The 15,841-nt window shown below is 69.5% G+C and carries 19 protein-coding genes; 8 read left to right on the top strand and 11 right to left on the bottom strand.

The genetic code is table 11. The features are described 5' to 3' along the window. The first annotated feature begins 38 nt into the window (after positions 1-38). The gene (locus E3T24_RS00990) at positions 39-434 is read left to right on the top strand and encodes a hypothetical protein (protein ID WP_134364975.1); all 396 of its coding nucleotides are present in this window, start codon (positions 39-41) and stop codon (positions 432-434) included. Positions 435-544: 110 nt separating this feature from the next. Here the strand turns inward: E3T24_RS00990 and E3T24_RS00985 are convergent, their stop codons facing one another. After that, a complete protein-coding gene (locus E3T24_RS00985; protein ID WP_134364976.1) occupies positions 545-1,105 on the bottom strand; it encodes a YceI family protein in 561 nt (186 codons plus the stop codon). 131 nt (positions 1,106-1,236) lie between these two features. Between E3T24_RS00985 and E3T24_RS00980 the strand changes: the two genes are divergently transcribed. From E3T24_RS00980 to E3T24_RS00960, 5 genes are all read left to right on the top strand, one after another. Next, positions 1,237-2,037, top strand: a complete 801-nt coding sequence (locus E3T24_RS00980; protein WP_134364977.1) for an oxygenase MpaB family protein — start codon at positions 1,237-1,239, stop codon at positions 2,035-2,037. A gap of 75 nt (positions 2,038-2,112) precedes the next feature. After that, positions 2,113-2,607 (top strand): Lrp/AsnC family transcriptional regulator, encoded by a 495-nt coding sequence (locus E3T24_RS00975; RefSeq protein WP_134364978.1) that lies wholly within the window; start codon positions 2,113-2,115, stop codon positions 2,605-2,607. A gap of 110 nt (positions 2,608-2,717) precedes the next feature. Further along, on the top strand, positions 2,718-3,872 hold the full coding sequence (pdhA, locus tag E3T24_RS00970) for a pyruvate dehydrogenase (acetyl-transferring) E1 component subunit alpha (protein WP_134364979.1): 1,155 nt from the start codon (positions 2,718-2,720) through the stop codon (positions 3,870-3,872). Then, the gene (locus E3T24_RS00965) at positions 3,869-4,876 is read left to right on the top strand and encodes an alpha-ketoacid dehydrogenase subunit beta (protein ID WP_134364980.1); all 1,008 of its coding nucleotides are present in this window, start codon (positions 3,869-3,871) and stop codon (positions 4,874-4,876) included. Before pdhA ends, E3T24_RS00965 begins: the two co-directional genes overlap by 4 nt. Next, positions 4,876-6,345, top strand: a complete 1,470-nt coding sequence (locus E3T24_RS00960; protein ID WP_134434194.1) for a dihydrolipoamide acetyltransferase family protein — start codon at positions 4,876-4,878, stop codon at positions 6,343-6,345. Before E3T24_RS00965 ends, E3T24_RS00960 begins: the two co-directional genes overlap by 1 nt. A 39-nt stretch (positions 6,346-6,384) precedes the next feature. On the opposite strand, the gene E3T24_RS00955 is transcribed toward E3T24_RS00960, so the two are convergent. The 7 genes from E3T24_RS00955 to E3T24_RS00925 form a co-directional block, all read right to left on the bottom strand. Continuing rightward, positions 6,385-6,630: a hypothetical protein gene (locus E3T24_RS00955; protein ID WP_134364982.1), complete on the bottom strand. Its 246-nt coding sequence runs from the start codon at positions 6,628-6,630 to the stop codon at positions 6,385-6,387. A 22-nt stretch (positions 6,631-6,652) separates the two neighbouring features. After that, the gene (locus tag E3T24_RS00950) at positions 6,653-6,982 is read right to left on the bottom strand and encodes a hypothetical protein (RefSeq protein ID WP_134403147.1); all 330 of its coding nucleotides are present in this window, start codon (positions 6,980-6,982) and stop codon (positions 6,653-6,655) included. A 97-nt stretch (positions 6,983-7,079) separates the two neighbouring features. After that, positions 7,080-7,394, bottom strand: a complete 315-nt coding sequence (locus tag E3T24_RS00945; RefSeq protein ID WP_134364984.1) for a carboxymuconolactone decarboxylase family protein — start codon at positions 7,392-7,394, stop codon at positions 7,080-7,082. 231 nt (positions 7,395-7,625) lie between these two features. Beyond that, positions 7,626-9,698 (bottom strand): phenylacetic acid degradation bifunctional protein PaaZ, encoded by a 2,073-nt coding sequence (gene paaZ / locus E3T24_RS00940; protein ID WP_134434193.1) that lies wholly within the window; start codon positions 9,696-9,698, stop codon positions 7,626-7,628. Beyond that, complete coding sequence (locus tag E3T24_RS00935; RefSeq protein ID WP_134364986.1) at positions 9,695-10,609, bottom strand: 3-hydroxyacyl-CoA dehydrogenase family protein; 915 nt, start codon at positions 10,607-10,609, stop codon at positions 9,695-9,697. The genes paaZ and E3T24_RS00935 overlap by 4 nt, the downstream gene beginning before the upstream one ends. Further along, on the bottom strand, positions 10,606-11,352 hold the full coding sequence (locus tag E3T24_RS00930) for an enoyl-CoA hydratase/isomerase family protein (protein ID WP_134405315.1): 747 nt from the start codon (positions 11,350-11,352) through the stop codon (positions 10,606-10,608). The genes E3T24_RS00935 and E3T24_RS00930 overlap by 4 nt, the downstream gene beginning before the upstream one ends. Continuing rightward, positions 11,353-12,537 (bottom strand): acetyl-CoA C-acyltransferase, encoded by a 1,185-nt coding sequence (locus tag E3T24_RS00925; RefSeq protein WP_134410223.1) that lies wholly within the window; start codon positions 12,535-12,537, stop codon positions 11,353-11,355. A 156-nt stretch (positions 12,538-12,693) separates the two neighbouring features. On the opposite strand from E3T24_RS00925, the gene E3T24_RS00920 reads away from it, so the two are divergent. After that, positions 12,694-13,926, top strand: a complete 1,233-nt coding sequence (locus tag E3T24_RS00920) for a low temperature requirement protein A (protein ID WP_160141137.1) — start codon at positions 12,694-12,696, stop codon at positions 13,924-13,926. 23 nt (positions 13,927-13,949) lie between these two features. Here the strand turns inward: E3T24_RS00920 and E3T24_RS00915 are convergent, their stop codons facing one another. The 3 genes from E3T24_RS00915 to E3T24_RS00905 form a co-directional block, all read right to left on the bottom strand. Continuing rightward, positions 13,950-14,501 carry a hypothetical protein gene (locus tag E3T24_RS00915; protein WP_134403150.1) on the bottom strand — a complete coding sequence of 184 codons (552 nt, stop codon included), beginning with the start codon at positions 14,499-14,501 and terminating at the stop codon, positions 13,950-13,952. Then, positions 14,494-15,054, bottom strand: a complete 561-nt coding sequence (locus tag E3T24_RS00910) for a hypothetical protein (protein ID WP_134434191.1) — start codon at positions 15,052-15,054, stop codon at positions 14,494-14,496. The genes E3T24_RS00915 and E3T24_RS00910 overlap by 8 nt, the downstream gene beginning before the upstream one ends. A gap of 152 nt (positions 15,055-15,206) precedes the next feature. Next, positions 15,207-15,518: an HNH endonuclease gene (locus E3T24_RS00905; protein WP_134434203.1), complete on the bottom strand. Its 312-nt coding sequence runs from the start codon at positions 15,516-15,518 to the stop codon at positions 15,207-15,209. On the opposite strand from E3T24_RS00905, the gene E3T24_RS17620 reads away from it, so the two are divergent. Continuing rightward, positions 15,514-15,841, top strand: a 328-nt coding sequence (locus tag E3T24_RS17620; RefSeq protein WP_198419665.1) for a hypothetical protein, incomplete at its 3' end; no start/stop codon positions are given. The two genes, E3T24_RS00905 and E3T24_RS17620, sit on opposite strands and share 5 nt — an antisense overlap.

Below are 15,841 nucleotides of genomic sequence, written 5' to 3'. Positions count from 1 at the left end.
GCACCAGTTTGCACAACTGCAGAAGGAGGAGGTCTCCCATGACTGAACAAGAGCCCAGCGGATGGACGGTCGGTGCGGCGGCCTTCGCCGCCTTCATGATGCTCATGCTGGGGTGCTGGTGGCTGATCGCCGGGATCGCCGCCCTGGCGCAGGACGGGTTCTACGTCGCAACGGAGAACTACGTGCTCCAGTTCGACACGACGACCTGGGGCTGGGTGCACCTGATTCTGGGCATCCTGACGATCATCGCCGGCGGCACGCTCTTCACCGGCAAGGTGTGGGCGCGCACGTTCGGGGTGATCCTGGCCTTCATCGGAACGCTGGTGGCATTCGCCTGGCTGCCGTACTACCCGTTCTGGGCCATGCTCTTCATCGTCGCGGGCGTCGCCGTAATCTGGGCGCTGACCGTGCACGGGCGTGAACTCGCCAGATAGTGCCCATGAAAGCACGAAAGGAGGGACCCCCCGTGGCGGGGTCCCTCCTTTGTTCCGGTCGGGAAGCGCTCCGGTCTGGACGCGCTCCCGTCAGGGAGTAAGCCCTGTGATCAGGCCTGCAGTGCCGCCTGGAGCTCGAGCGTGATGGTGACCTTGTCACCGAGCAGGAAGCCGCCGGTCTCGAGGGCCGCGTTGTAGGTGAGACCGAAGTCTTCGCGGTTGACCTCGGCCTTGGCCGTTGCGCCGGCCTTCTGGTTGCCGTACGGGTCCGTGGCGAAGCCGCCGAACTCGAAGTCGAAGGTGACGGGCTTGGTGACGCCCTTGATCGTGAGGTCGCCGTCGACGAGGAAGTCGCCCTTGGCCGCACGCACGCCGGTGGAGACGAAGCTGATGGTCGGGTACGTCTCGGCGTCGAAGAAGTCGCCGGTGCGCAGGTGGCCGTCGCGGTTCGGTTCGTTGGTGTTGATCGAGGCGACCTGGGCGGTGGCCGTGACGCTGGATTCGAGCGGGTTCTCACCGGTGACGATGGTGGCGTCGAAGATCTCGAACTTGCCCTTGACCTTGCTGATCATGATGTGACGGATGCTGAAGCCAACCTCGCTGTGGGTCGGGTCGATCGTCCAGGTTCCGGCCTTGTAGCCGGGGATGCTCACTGCGGTGGTCTCAGTCATGGGTGCTCCTTCAATCCGTGGGACGGTGGATTCTCGCCGTCGGTTATATGCAAGTGCATACGACTGCGCATTATTCCCATCCATTTCTGCTGTCGCCGCTTTACACTCGGATTTCAGCCGGGAGGAGCACCATGAAGCTGCGAGACCAGAACCTCAGCGACATTGCCGGCGAGGCCGTCCTGATCGCCGCCGGCGGACGCTCCATCCTGCTGCAGATCGCCAATCCGGCTATCGGCCACGGGGTGGCCCACCACAGCGACTTCGTCGCCCATCCGCTGAACCGCCTGAACGGCACCCTGAGCTACGTCTACGCCGTGGTGTTCGGCACACCCGAGGAGGCCGCCGGCGCGACCCGCCGCGTCAATCTCGCCCACGGGCCCGTCAACGCACCCGCAGCACCCGGCCGGCCGGCCTACAGCGCCTTCACCCCGGAGTTGCAGCTCTGGGTGGCCGCGACCCTCTACGACTCCGCGATCAGGATGCGGGAACTCGTCTTCGGCCCGCTGGACGAGGCCACGGCCGACGCGGTGTACCAGGAGTACGCCGTGCTGGGTACCTCGCTGCAGATGCCGGCCGCCCTCTGGCCCCGCGACCGGGCCGCCTTCGCCCGCTACTGGAGCGAGCAGGTCGCGGGATTGCAGACGGATGCCACCACGCGAGCCGTCGCCCGCCAGCTGCTGCACCCGCGGACCGGCCCGCTCTGGCTGCGGGTGCTGATGCCGGCAGGCCGGTTCGTGACCGTTGGACTGCTCCCCGCCTCCGTTCGCGGCCTGTTCGACCTGTCCTGGTCACCGCGGTCCCAGCGCCGCTTCGATCGCCTGCTGAGGTTCACCGCCGTGGTCTATCCGCGACTGCCGCGGCGGCTGCGGTACTGGCCGAAGAACCACTACCTGCGGGCCGTGCGCGCCTCCCTGGAGCTGGCAGTAGTCTGAAACTCCGCCGACAGAACTCCGCCGACAGAACAGCGACGACTCCCCCGCCTGAGCCGCCCGAGCCCGAGGAATACCATGACGCAGCACCCGGCGCCCGCGGCCTCCGCCGGGCTCGACCCGATCGACCGACGGATCGTGGCCGAACTCAGCCGGGACGCCCGGCTGTCGACGAGGCAGCTCGCCGCCCTGGTGCACGTCTCCCGCACGGCCGCGCACACGCGGTTGCACAACCTGGTCGAGCGGGGAGTCATCACCGGGTTCGGCGCTCAGATCGACCGCACGGCCCTGGGCCTGAAGGTCACGGCCCTCGTGATCGTGAAGATCGCCGACGTGTCCTGGGCCGACATCGCCGCCCGGCTGAGCGAACTCCCCTTCGTCGAGAAGGCGATGGCGGTGAGCGGTGACATCGACATCATCCTGACCGTCAGCGCGCCGGACCACGAACAGCTGAGCCAGGCCATCCTGCGAGACATCCACAGTATGCCGGGCGTGGTCTCGACCCGCTCGCACCTGATCCTCGAGGAAATCGCGGGTCACGCGCCGGCCCTGGCGCCGGACATCTGGCGCTGACGACCTGATTTCACCGGTCGAATGGTTCGGCGCGGATCCGCTTCGGGCCATTCGTTCACAACCGTCACGGCGATATCGTCGCCGGGCGACGGATGCCGCACCATTGCGTCATGAGCCTCAATGTCGAGCACCTTCCGGAGAGCACGCTCTCGGTGCCGCAACCCCTCCGACTGATCGATGACGCCGGCCGGGCGGTGGCCCCTGACGAGACCGGGGGGCTCACCCTGCCCGACCCGGCCACCCTGCTGAGTCTGTACCGGCGGATGGTCGTCGCCCGGCGATTCGACGTGCAGGTCACCGCGCTGACCCGGCAGGGCCGCCTGGCCACCTACCCGTCCGCGCTCGGCCAGGAAGCCTGCGAAATCGCCGCGGTCGCCGCCCTCGACAGCGGGGACTGGCTGTTCCCGACCTACCGGGATAGCATCGCGCTGCTCACCCGCGGAGTGAAGCCCGAGCAGATCCTGGCGTCGTTCCGCGGCGACTGGCACAGCGGCTACGACGCCTACGAGCACAAGATCGCCCCGCAGGCCACCCCGCTGGCCACCCAGGCCCTGCACGCCGTGGGGCTGGCCACGGCCGCCAAACTCAAGCGCGACAGCACGGTGGCGCTCACCCTGCTCGGCGACGGCGCCACCAGCGAGGGCGACACCCACGAGGCCCTCAACTTCGCCGCCGTCTGGCAGGCCCCCGTGGTGTTCCTGGTGCAGAACAACCAGTTCGCGATCAGCGTGCCGCTCGACAAGCAGATGCGCTGCCGCACCATCGCCGACAAGGCCATCGGGTACGGCATGCCCGGCTACTACGTCGACGGCAACGACGTCGCCGCGATGTACGCGGTCACCTCGGCGGCGGTGCAGAACGCCCGGGCCGGCCAGGGTCCCACCCTGATCGAGGGCCTCACCTACCGGATGGAGGCGCACACCAACTCGGACGACCCGAGCCGCTACCGCGATGCCGGCGACCTGGAGATCTGGCGACGGCGCGATCCGATCGCACGCCTGGACACCTTCCTCTCCGAGTCTGGCGCCCTGTCGGACCGGGAGCGCGCGGACATCCTGCTGGAGGCCGAAGATCTGGCCGCCTCGACGAGGGACTGCATGACGCGCACGGCTCCGGTGGATCCGCTCGAGCTGTTCGACCACCTGTATGCCACCCCCCGCACGGCGCTCCGGGAACAGCGGGACTTCCTGGCCACCGAGCTCGCCGACTACGCCGACCACGCCGCGCACGCCGCGGACGCAACCCAGTCAGGTGCAACCCGATGACGCTCCCCGCTCTCGCAGAGACACGCCCCCCGGCCAGCCTCACCATGGCGGCCGCCCTCAACGCGGCCATCCAGGACGCGATGCGCGACGACCCCACGGTGGTTCTGTTCGGTGAGGACGTCGGGCCGCTCGGCGGCGTCTTCCGAGTGACCGACGGCCTGTACGCCGAGTTCGGCGAGACCCGCGTCAGCGATTCCCCGCTGGCCGAGTCGGGGATCGTGGGAACGGCGATCGGCATGGCCATCTACGGTCTGCGGCCGGTGGTGGAGATGCAGTTCGACGCCTTCAGTTACCCGGCGTTCCAGCAGATCGTGTCGCATGTGGCGAAGATGCGCAACCGCACCCGCGGCCGCATCTCGCTGCCGATCGTGATCCGGATTCCCTACGCCGGCGACATCGGCGGGGTGGAGCACCACTCCGACTCGTCCGAGGCCTACTGGACGGCGACTCCCGGCCTGACCGTGGTCTCGCCGTCGAACCCGGCCGACGCGTACTCGATGTTGCGCGAGGCGATCCGGAGCGACGACCCGGTGATCTTCATGGAGCCCAAGAGCCGCTATTGGTCCAAGGCCGAGCTCAGCCTGCCGGTGCAGACCGCTCCGATGAACACCGCCCTCGTGCTGCGGGAGGGCACCGACGTGACGCTGATCGCGTACGGTCCGACCGTGAAGACCGCCCTGGCGACCGCGGAGCTGGCCGAAGCCGAGGGTCTCTCGATCGAGGTGATCGACCTGCGCAGCCTGTCCCCGTTCGACGACGAGACCGTGGGCGCGTCCCTGCGGAAGACCTCGCGCGCCGCCGTCGTGCACGAGGCCGCCCAGTTCGGCGGGTACGGCGCTGAAGTGGCCGCCCGGCTCACCGAACGCAACTTCTTCCATCTCGCCGCGCCGATCCTGCGGATCACCGGCTTCGACATCCCGTATCCGTCGCCCAAACTCGAGGAGTACTTCCTGCCCACCCCCGACCGCATCCTGGCCGCCCTCGGCAGTTGGGAGTGGTCCTGATGGGACAGAATTTCATCCTCCCCGACCTCGGCGAGGGACTCACCGAGGCCGAAATCGTCTCGTGGCTGGTCGCTGTGGGCGACACCATCGCGATCGACCAGCCCGTGATCGAGGTCGAATCGTCCAAATCCATCGTCGAGCTGCCCTCCCCCTACGGCGGCGTGGTCGAAGCCCTGATCGGCGACGTCGGCCAGGTCGTCCACGCCGGGCAGGTGATCCTGACGGTGACGGATACCGTCGCCCCCTCGGCCGGGACGCCCACCCCACCGCCGTCCCCGGCGCCCCCTGCTCCCGACTCGGGGGCCGATTCGGGCGCCGACTCGGGGGCCGATTCGTCCGTCGCGCCCGCGGGCTCGGCATCCGGCGCCGTGCTGGTCGGCTACGGCACGAGTGAGAACACCCGCCCGGTGCGCCGCCCCGCCCAGGGGCGCTTCGGCATCCGTTCCAGCGCCGCGCAGCCGGCCGCCGTGACTCCGGCGACTCCGGCGACTCCGCCGCGGGTGGCGCCCACCCCACGTTCCGGTCGGTCCCCGGTCGTCTCGCCCCTGGTGCGGCGACTGGCCCGCGAGAACGGTTTCGACGCGACCACCCTGCAGGGCAGCGGCCCGGACGCCCTGGTGCTGCGCCGGGACGTCGAGTCCTACATTCGCGACCGGGCCGCCGCGGCGGCAGAAACCGCTGTGGCAGCTCCCGTGGCGGCTCCCGCGTCAGCTTTCGTGGCTCCCGTGGCGGCTCCCGTGGCAGCTCCCCCGGCCGCCCCAGAGGCCGCGATGAAGCCGGAAGACATCCGCATCCCGATCAGCGGACTGCGAAAAGTGGTCTCCGAGCGCATGACGACCTCGCGCCGGGAGATCCCGGAGGCGACCGTCTGGCTCGACGTGGACGCCACCGAGCTGTTCGCGGCCCGCGACCGCCTGCTCGCGGCGACCGGTGAGCGGTTCAGCGTGACGGCCCTGATCGCCCGTTTCACGGTGGCCGGGCTGCGCCGGTACCCGCTGCTGAACTCGTCGGTGGACACCGCGAGCCAGGAAATCCTGCAACACGGCGCCGTCAATCTGGGCATCGCCGCCCAGACTCCGCGGGGGCTCATGGTGCCGGTTGTGCACGGCGCCCACGCTCTGACGACCCGGCAGCTGTGGGACTCCATCGCCGGTCTGGTCGGCCAGGCCGCGGACGGAGCGTTCCCCCCGGCCGCGCTGAGTGGAGGCACGTTCACCCTGAACAACTTCGGTGCGCTCGGGGTCGACGGGTCGGCCGCGATCATCAACCACCCGGAAGCCGCGATCCTCGGCATCGGCCGCATGATCGAGCGCCCCTGGGTGGTCAACCACGAACTCGCGGTGCGCACCGTGGTCGAGCTGTCCCTGGTCTTCGATCACCGGGTCTGCGACGGGGGAACCGCCGCCGGCTTCCTCACCTTCGTGGCCGCCTGCATCGAATCCCCCGTGAGCCTGCTCGCCGATCTCTGACCGGGCAGCAGTATTCGGCCAGACACTATTCGGTCAGCACTATTCGGTCAGCACATCGCATTCCGGTACCGCGTCGCATGCCTGACCGATCGTGCTCCCGGTGTCCGCGGCGGCCGCCCCGATCGCCTCCACCGTGCCCGCCAGTGCCGCCAGTGAGTCGCCGGCGGCACTGACGACGGCAGCGATCGCCGCGACCAGGGCCGTTCCCGTCTTGCCGTCAACGGCGGCCACGCTCGCCTCGAGGGCGCCGAGAGACGTGTCCAGGTCATCAGCGGATTGCCGCACCGCCACCAGCTCGGGATCGTCCTCACGTCTGGCGGGGACGTCCTTGAGCGTCGTCGTGAGCGTTGCCGCCGCCCGTCGTGGCTGCGGTCGCCAGCCCCTGGAGATCGGACTTCAGGGTCGAGGTCGAGATGCAGACGTCACCGGCCCAGGGGGTCTGATCGGCCGACGGCGCAGCGCCCGCGCTCGGCGTCGACGCAGAGGCAGACCCTGAGGCCGACGCTGAGGTCGTGGGCGACGGTCTGCTGGGTGCCGAGTTCGCGCATCCGCTCAGCGCGAGTGCGGCGGCCAGCATGCCGACCAGCGATCTGAGGCGCCGGGCCGGATGCCGGGACGCGTGGGGGGATCTGCTCACGGTGTTCTCCCATTCGGTAATGGTCCGCGCCCGGCCCCCGCTTTCTGAGGCTCGCGGGCCGGACTCCAGGACCTGGCCGGTTCCTGTTGCCTGTCTGCTACTGCGTATCCTCCGACCCCAGCTCGATCGCGATGCCGAGGGCTTCCGCAATCTTGCCCACGGCGGCCATGGTGCGCGGAGTGCCGATGATCGGTGCGACGGCGACGAGGACATCCTCCACATCCTCCACGGTCACGCCGGCGTCCTCCGCGGGTCCGACGTGCAGCAGGTAGGACATGACCGGGGCGTCAGTCGCGGCGAGTGCCGCGATCCGGACGAGCATCAGCGAGCGGTCGTCCAGTTCGGTGCTGGCCAGTGACACGGCATTGATGTCGGTCATCGTCTCCAGGACGGGGTTCTCTCCTCGAGCCATCAGTGGTACTCCTTGTCCAGGGCTGGGCCCTTGTCGATAGCGGGTCAAAAGCTCCCGGACCTGTCCGGGCGACTCCCGCTCGGGTCATTATTGGCCCCCGAATGAGGGATGGAAACGGCTGAGCCCGGCGAAGTTGAATATTGCCCCTTGAGCGCACAAATGGCCCCCAGGGAACAGTCCAGGGGGCCATCTGTGCGCTTTCGCTGCCGGCGTGGTGCGCGTTACGGCGGGTTATTCCTTGGCGACCAGGGTGAGCACGTCGTAGGTGGCGACGACCTCATCGTTCTGGTTGTGCAGCACGGCATCCCAGCAGACCTCGCCGTACTCGTCCGTCTCACGCGGGGTGATGCGCTTGGCCGTGAGGGTGACCCGGATGCTGTCGCCCGCCGAAACCGGAGTGACGAACCGCAGGTGCTCCAGTCCGGAGTTCGCCAGCACGGGCCCGGGGGCCGCGTCGACGAACAGCCCGGCCGCCCAGGACACCAGGAGGTAGCCGTGCGCGACGATTCCGGGGAAGAACGGGTTGGCAGCGGCGGCCTCGGCGTCGGTGTGGGCGTAGAACTTGTCGCCCGTGGCCTCGGCGAAGGCCGTGATGTCCGCGAGAGTGACCACGCGCGGTCCACCCTGCGTCTGGTCGCCCACGCGAAGCTCGGCCAGCGACTTGCGGAACGGGTGGATGCCCGTGTGCACGGCTGCGCCGGTGTGCCATTCGCCGGTGACGGCGGTCAGCATGTCGGGCGAGCCCTGGATGGCGGTGCGCTGCATGTGGTGCAGCACCGAACGGATGCCGCCCAGCTCCTCGCTGCCGCCGGCGCGCCCGGGCCCGCCGTGGACCAGGTGCGGCACGGGTGAGCCGTGACCGGTGCTGCTTCGGGCATCGACCCGGTCGAGCATCAGGACCCGGCCGTGGTGTGCGGCGATCCCGAGCACGAGCGTGCGCGCGACGTCAGGGTCGTGCGTGGCGACCGTGGTCACCAGCGAGCCGCCGCCGAGGGCGGCCAGCGCGACGGCGTGCGCCAGATCGGTGTACTCGATGATGGACGCGACCGGGCCGAACGCCTCGATCTCGTGCACGGCCGGGCATTCCGGGTCATCGAAGGCCAGCAGCACGGGCGCCACGAACGCGCCGACCGGATCGGTCCCCTCCGGGGTGTCCAGGCTGCCCATCACGATGTGCCCGCCCCCGCTGATCAGGCGCCCGACGCTGCCGAGCACCTCGTCACGCTGTTCCCGGCTCGCGAGGGGGCCCATCGTGACCCCCTCGGCGCGCGGGTCCCCGATGGTGACGCGGCGCGCCACGCGCTCGGAGACGGCCGCGACGATCTCGTCCCGGCGTCCCGCCGGCACGATCAGGCGACGGATGCTGGTGCACTTCTGGCCGGCCTTGCTGGTGATCTCGGTGACGACCGAGGCCACGTAGGCGTCGAATTCGGCGGTGCCCTTCGTCGCATCCGGTCCCAGGATCGCGGCGTTGAGCGAGTCGGTCTCGCTGGTGAAGCGCACGCCGCCCTCCACCACGTTGGGGTGCGCCTTGAGGCTGCGGGCGGTGCCGGCGGAGCCGGTGAAGGCCACCAGGTCGCGGTAGTCGAGGTGGTCGATCAGGTCGCGGGCGCTGCCGGAGATGAGCTGGAGGCTGCCGGTCGGGAGGATGCCCGACGCCAGGATGTGCCGCACGACCGCCTCGGTCAGGTACCCGGTGGGGGTGGCCGGCTTCACGATCGTGGGGACCCCGGCGATGAACGCCGGCGCGAGCTTCTCGAGCATGCCCCAGACCGGGAAGTTGAACGCGTTGATCTGGCACGCGACCCCGGGGATGCGGGTGTAGATGTGCTGGCCGCTGAACGAGCCGTCGCGGGAGAGGGCCTCGACGTCGCCGTCGACGTAGACCTGGCTGTTGGGCATCTCGCGGCGTCCCTTGGAGGACAGGGTGAAGAGCACGCCGATGCCGCCGTCGATGTCGACCATCGAGTCGTAGCGGGTGGCCCCGGTGCGCGCGGAGAGCTCGTAGAGCTCCTCCTTGACCCCGCCGATGTACTGGGCCAATTTCTTGAGCAGGATGGCGCGCTGGTGGAAGGTGAGTTCGCCGAGCGAGGCCTGGCCGATCGTGCGGGCGTGTTCCACCACCGCGGCGAGGTCGAGGCCCTCGCTGCTGACCTGAGTGATCTCGTCGCCGGTGCTCGCGTCGAGCACGCGCTGGGTGCGGGCGCCGTCCGCCGGAGTCCACCAGGAGTCGAGAACGTAGCTGGGCACAACCGTGCCGGTGCCGGGTTCAGAGGTGCCGGGTCCAGAGCTGAGGAGTGTCATGATGCGTCCTTCCAATCGAAGAAGCCGCGGCCGCTTTTGCGTCCGAGGTCACCGCGCGCGACGAGGTCGCGCAGCAGCTGCGGCGGGGTGAAGCGGTCGCCGAGGGTCTCATGCAGGTGCTCGGCGATGCCGAGCCGAACGTCGAGCCCGACGATGTCGGTCGTGCGGAGAGGCCCGACCGGATGCTTGTAGCCGAGCACCATGGCGGCATCGATGTCCTCAGGGCTGGCGACGCCCTCCTCGACCATGCGGATCGCCTCGAGCGCGATGGCGACGCCGAGGCGCGAGCTGGCGAAGCCGGGTGAGTCACGCACCATGATGGGCGTCTTGCCGAGTGCGGACACCCAGGACTGGGCGAGTCGCGCGAGCTCCGGGTCGGTGCGCTCCCCCGTGACGACCTCGATCAGGGTCGAGACAGGCACCGGGTTGAAGAAGTGCAGGCCGATGAACCGCTCCGGGCGGTCGAGCGCCTCGGCCAGATCGGTGATCGACAGCGAGGAGGTGTTGGACGCGAGCCAGGCCGTGGGCGCGAGGTGCGCCTCCACGGTGCGGAGCGCCTGCGTCTTGAGGGCGACGATCTCCGGCACGGCCTCGACGACCAGCCCGGAGCCGGCGAAGGCGGCGGCATCCGTCGCCACGCTCAGCCTGCCGAACAGCTCGTCGCGGCCGGCGGCCACGCTGCCGCGGCTGACCGACTTGTCAACGGCCGCCATCACCCGGTCGTGCGCGGCGGCAGCGGCGGCGTCGCCCTGCTCGACCACGGTGACGGATGCGCCGGCCATCAGGAACGCGTGCGCGATCCCCGCGCCCATCCGGCCGCCGCCGAGCACACCGACGTGCTGCGGCACGCCGCCGGGCAAGTTCTCGGTGCTGAGGCTCTCGGTGCTGAGGTTCTCGGTGCTGAGCGTCATCGCTTCTTCCTCTCCAGGAATGCGGTCATCCGGGTGAATTTCTCTTCCGATTCGAACAGGCGGGCCTGGGCCTCGTTGTCGGCCTGCGGGTGTTCGTGGGCCGGAACGTGGAAGACCTCCTTGGCCAGTTGGGTGGCCAGGGGGTCCTGCCGGGCGATCCGGTCAGCCAGGGCGTGCGCGGCCGCGAGGAGCGCGTCCGGCTCGTGCACCTCCGTGACGAGGTGCACGGCGAGAGCCTCCGCGGCGGTCAGGATGCGCCCGGCCAGGATGATCTCCTTCGCGACGGGCTCCCCCACGAGCTCGGCCAGCCGCCAGAGGGCGCCGGCGGCCGGGATGATGCCGAGCGCCGTCTCCGGGTTGCCGAGTCGGGCGGTCTCGGAGGCGATCCGGAAGTCGGCGGCGTAGGCCAGCTCGGCTCCGCCGCCGAGCGCCCAGCCGTCGATGGCCGCGATCACCGGCAGCGGCAGGCGGGCGATCCGCGCGAACAGGCTGGAATTGATGCCCTTGAGGGCGTCTTCCGCGCGCCGGTCCCGCAACTGGGCGATGTCCGCCCCGGAGGCGAACACGCCGTTCGTACCGGACAGGATCAGGATGCGCGGCCCGCGCTCGAGTTCGGCGCAGACCTGGTGCAGCTCGTCGATCATGGTCTGGTCGATGGCGTTGCGCACGTCGGGCCGGTTCAGCTGCACGTGTACGCGGTCGGGTCGGTACTCGACCAGCAGGGTCGTGAATTCGTGGCTCATCTAGACACGCTCCACGAGCAGGGAGGAGCCCTGTCCGACGCCGACGCACATGGTTGCCACGCCGCGACGGGCGCCCTCGCGCTCCATCCGGCCCAGCAGGGTGATCAGGATGCGGGAACCGGACGACCCGAGCGGATGCCCGAGGGCGATGGCCCCGCCGTGCCGGTTGACGATCTCCGGGTCCAGCCCGAGCCGGCGGATGCAGGCCAGCGACTGGGTCGCGAAGGCCTCGTTGAGTTCGACGGCATCCACGTCCTTGACGGTCAGGCCGGCCCGCTGCAGCAGTTTCTGCGTGGCCGGGACCGGGCCGAGGCCCATGGTCTCCGGTGCGACACCGGCGCTGGCGCCGCCCACCACGCGGGCGCGGGGGGTGAGGCCGAGGCGCTCGATGGCCGCGGCGCTGGCCACGATGATCGCGGAGGCGCCGTCGTTGAGCGAGCTGGCGTTGCCGGCCGTGACGATGCCGCCCGGTCGCACGACCGACCGCAGCGCGGCGAGGCGTTCGAGCGTCGTGTCGGCCCGGGGCCCCTCGTCGAGTTCGACCAGGCCGGCGCGGGTGGGCACCCCGACGATCTCGGCGTCGAAGATGCCGTCACGCTGGGCGTCCAGTGCCAGCCGGTGCGAACGCAGGGCGAAGGCATCCGCGTCGGCGCGGCTGATGCCGTCGATGGTGGCGACCTCTTCCGCCGTCTCCGACATAGAGAAGGTGGCCTTGTCGCGGGCCTCGAGGCGCGGGTTCCGGAAGCGCCAGCCGATGGAGGTGTCCACGATCTCGCCGGGCTTGGCGAAGGCCTTCTCCGGCTTGGCGAGTACCCAGGGTGCACGGGTCATCGATTCGACGCCGCCGGCGATGACGAGGTCGGCTTCACCCGCCTTGATCATGTTGGCCGCCATGTGCACGGCGGAGAGGCCGGAGGCGCAGAGCCGGTTGACGGTGATCCCCGGCACGCTGTCGGGAAGACCGGCCAGCAGCACGGCCATCCGGGCGACGTTGCGGTTGTCCTCGCCGGCCTGGTTGGCTGCTCCGAGGATCACCTCGTCGATCAGAGCCGGGTCCAGACCGGCGCGGGACACGACCGAGGCGAGCACCAGGGCTGCGAGGTCATCGGGACGGATGCCGGCCAGCACTCCGCCGTATCGGCCGATGGGAGTTCGAACACCATCAACGAGGAATGCTTCGGGCATGGCTTCATCACCTTTGATCGCCGTATTTACTAACTGACCGTTCGTTTCGTAAAGAATGTCATAGAAAGCACCAGATGGGCAACCGACAGCCCGCTCCGCGGGATCAGGCGGGCGGGATTCCCGCACGGGCTCACGCTACTGGGGCAGACTGGTCCGGTGACTTCACAGCCCCACACCACCCCCGCCATCCGTTCGCCTGGTTTCGGGATCCGCCGCAACCTGCTGCGTCCCGATCATTCCGCCCAGGCGGACCGGGTCACGCACATCGAGCTGTTCTTCGACCTCATCTTCGTGCTCGCGCTGACCCAGCTCTCCCGCTATCTCTACGAGAACCAGTCCTGGGCCGGCGCGCTCGAGTCCGCCGTGCTCGTTCTCGCCCTCTGGTGGATCTGGGTGCACACCACCTGGGTGACCAATGTGCTCGATCCGGCCCGCCTGCCGGTGCGCGGCGCCGTGATCGGCCTGTCCTTGATCGGGCTCGTAATCAGCGTGTCGATCTACGAGTCCTTCGGCGACCGGGGCCTCGTCTTCGCGCTGGCCTACGTCCTGCTGCAATTGGGCCGCACCGCCTTCATGGCGATCGCTGTGGCCCGCCACGACTCTGCGCTGTTCCGGACCTTCGTGCGGATCTTCCTCTGGCTGGCGATGGCGGGCGCCTTCTGGATCGTGGGCGGCCTGCTCCCCCCGGCATATCGCCTCGCGCTCTGGACCCTGGCTCTCGGCATCGAGTTCCTCTCCGCCGGCGTCGGCTTCCCAGTGCCCGGGCTCGGACGGTCCCGCCCGAGGAACGCCGAGCTCACCGGCGCGCACATCGCTGAACGCAGCGCCCTCTTCGTGATCATCGCGCTCGGCGAATCGTTCCTGGTAACCGGATTCGCCTTTGTCGACCAGTCGGCGTCACTGGCGGGCGTGCTGGGGCTGCTGATAGCTTTCGTCAGCGGCGTTGCGATGTGGTGGCTCTACTTCGATCACGCCGAGAGCGCCGGCAGCAGGGCGCTCGCGGCCGACGAGGGTTCCGGGCGCGTCGCCCGGCTCGCCTACACCTACGTGCACGCCGTGATCATCGCCGGCGTCGTGCTGACCGGTGTCGGCGACAAGGAAATCCTCGGGCACCCGCACGACACGATGATGCTCTCCACGGCCGTCACGATCACCGGCGGGCCACTGCTGTACCTGCTCGGACTGGCGCTGTTCCGTCTGGTCGTGACCGGCGAGGTGCTCCTGTCACACCTGCTGGGCATCGTCCTGCTGCTGTGCCTGCTGCCGCTGTCCTTCCTGCTGTCCCCTCTCCTGCTCGGAGCCGCGAGCATGGGGGTGCTGGCGGTCGTCGCCTGCTGGGAGACGATCGTGCGCCTCCGCAACGGCACGGCAGACGAGGAGGCCGGCTAGGCCGGAAAAGAAGAACGGACCGACTAGAAGAAGTCGTCGGGGGTGCCGGCCGCCTTCGTGACCGCGTCGGTGCCCATCCGCGCGGCGGTGAGCTGGGCCACGGCGACCCGCAGGCCCGACTCCATCTGGGACGCCCACACCTCGGTCTCCCGGCTGGCCGCGTCGGCGGCTTCCGCTCGGGCGAGAGCCTTTTCCTTCTCGGCCCGCTCGTTACCGACCTGCTGGATGCTCAGCGTGATGCCGTAGTACGCGGCCACCATCGAGGCGATCGGGGTCGCGAACACAGCCAGGGCGTTGATGCTCTCGCTGGAGACCCCCGCCACGAGCATGACGATGAAGACCAGCGCCAGCGCCCCGATGGCGACCAGGACGACGAGCGCGGTGCGCTGGGCGGGCGACGGCACCCGTCTCACCGCGGCGGCGGAGGCAGCGCGCTCCGGCGCGGGCGGCTGCTCGGGCTCGGGCTGCAGCTCCGCCCCGCGTTCGTCGACGAAATCGGAAGTCACCAGGGTCTGGGTTGGATCGGTGTCCAGGGTCCTGGTCGGTGCGGGTGTTCCAGAATAGAAATCAGTCATGATGCGTGCTCCGTCCGGAGGAATCGGCTGGGTAGATTGGCTCATTGTCTTCTGCCGTTGGGGCGTGGTCAAGGTTGGCCCCGTCGTCGCCACCAAGGAAGACCCGTTTGTAGCTGCGACCGTCAGGCAACTCGATCGTCCGGCTGGCCAGCTTTCCCCGGCTGACCTTCAGATAGACGGCCTGAACGGTCACCCCCAGTTTCGCTGCTGCCGCCGACACGGACAAACCCGGCAGGTCGGTCGGCACGGTGCTGGGACGGACAGCTCGCTTGCGCCCCGCGGCTTGGCGGGCCGCGATCTCGTCATCCGTGCCGCTCCACCGCGACTTGGCCGCTGCGGTCTGCAGGAGCGCCGCTTCGGCGATCTCCTCCCAGGTCGATCCGCCGCGGAGTGCGTTCCGCACACCGGTCAGGGTGGCCGGGTCGGCATCGAGCTCACGGAGTAGGGTGCGGATGGCCCGCACGCGGTCGAGCGGGGCGGTCTGGGCGGATGCGTCCAGCTCGCCGAGCAGGGACAGCGCCGCGCTGGTCGTCGGTGCCAGAAAATAGCCCATGGGGTCTCCCTCGCTCGGAAGATCGGTGATCCTCGGCATCCAGCGTACGGGGTTCGGGGTTCGGGGTTCGGGGCACGGAGTTCGGGGCACGGAGTTGGAGCGCCGGTCAGCGGGGCGGCAGCGGGACGGCCGAGGGGCTGGTGCGAGGTCGGCTAGTGCGCGGAATCGGTGGCCCGTGGGTGAGCGCGGGTGCGGGCGCGGTTACCGACGCCAGCACCGCTGGCCCGGTGGGCGCGGTGGTCCTGGCCCGGTACCCAGGTGCGGGCCGGGTCGTGGCAGACCGGGGCCATGACCTCGGGTTTGCCCCGCACCATGCGGATCAGCCACCCCGAGGTCTCGATGCTGTGATGGTGGAACCAGCAGAGCAGCACCCCGTTGTTGATGTCGGTGGGGCCGTGGTTGACCCAGGGGATGATGTGGTGCACCTCGGCCCAGGCCGCANCCCGAGGTCTCGATGCTGTGATGGTGGAACCAGCAGAGCAGCACCCCGTTGTTGATGTCGGTGGGGCCGTGGTTGACCCAGGGGATGATGTGGTGCACCTCGGCCCAGGCTGCGTTGACCTGGCAGCCCGGGATGATGCAGCCGCCGTCACGAGCGGCGATCGCGCGGCGTTGGGCCTGGCTGAAGAATCTTTCCTTGCCGCCGAGGTAGAGCACCTCACCGTTCACTCCGAGAAGGATCTTGCGGTACCCGCCGGCGCAGATGAGCTGATTCACGGTGCGCATCGACACGGGGGCTTCGACCCCGTCGATCCAGCCGACTCCGTGCTCGTCGGCGAGGTCGACG

Origin of the sequence: Cryobacterium sp. TmT2-59 (assembly GCF_004403545.1) — a bacterium.
Classification (GTDB): domain Bacteria; phylum Actinomycetota; class Actinomycetes; order Actinomycetales; family Microbacteriaceae; genus Cryobacterium; species Cryobacterium shii.
Note: the sequence above shows the minus strand (reverse complement) of the source record. Positions and strands in the feature narration are given on the sequence as shown.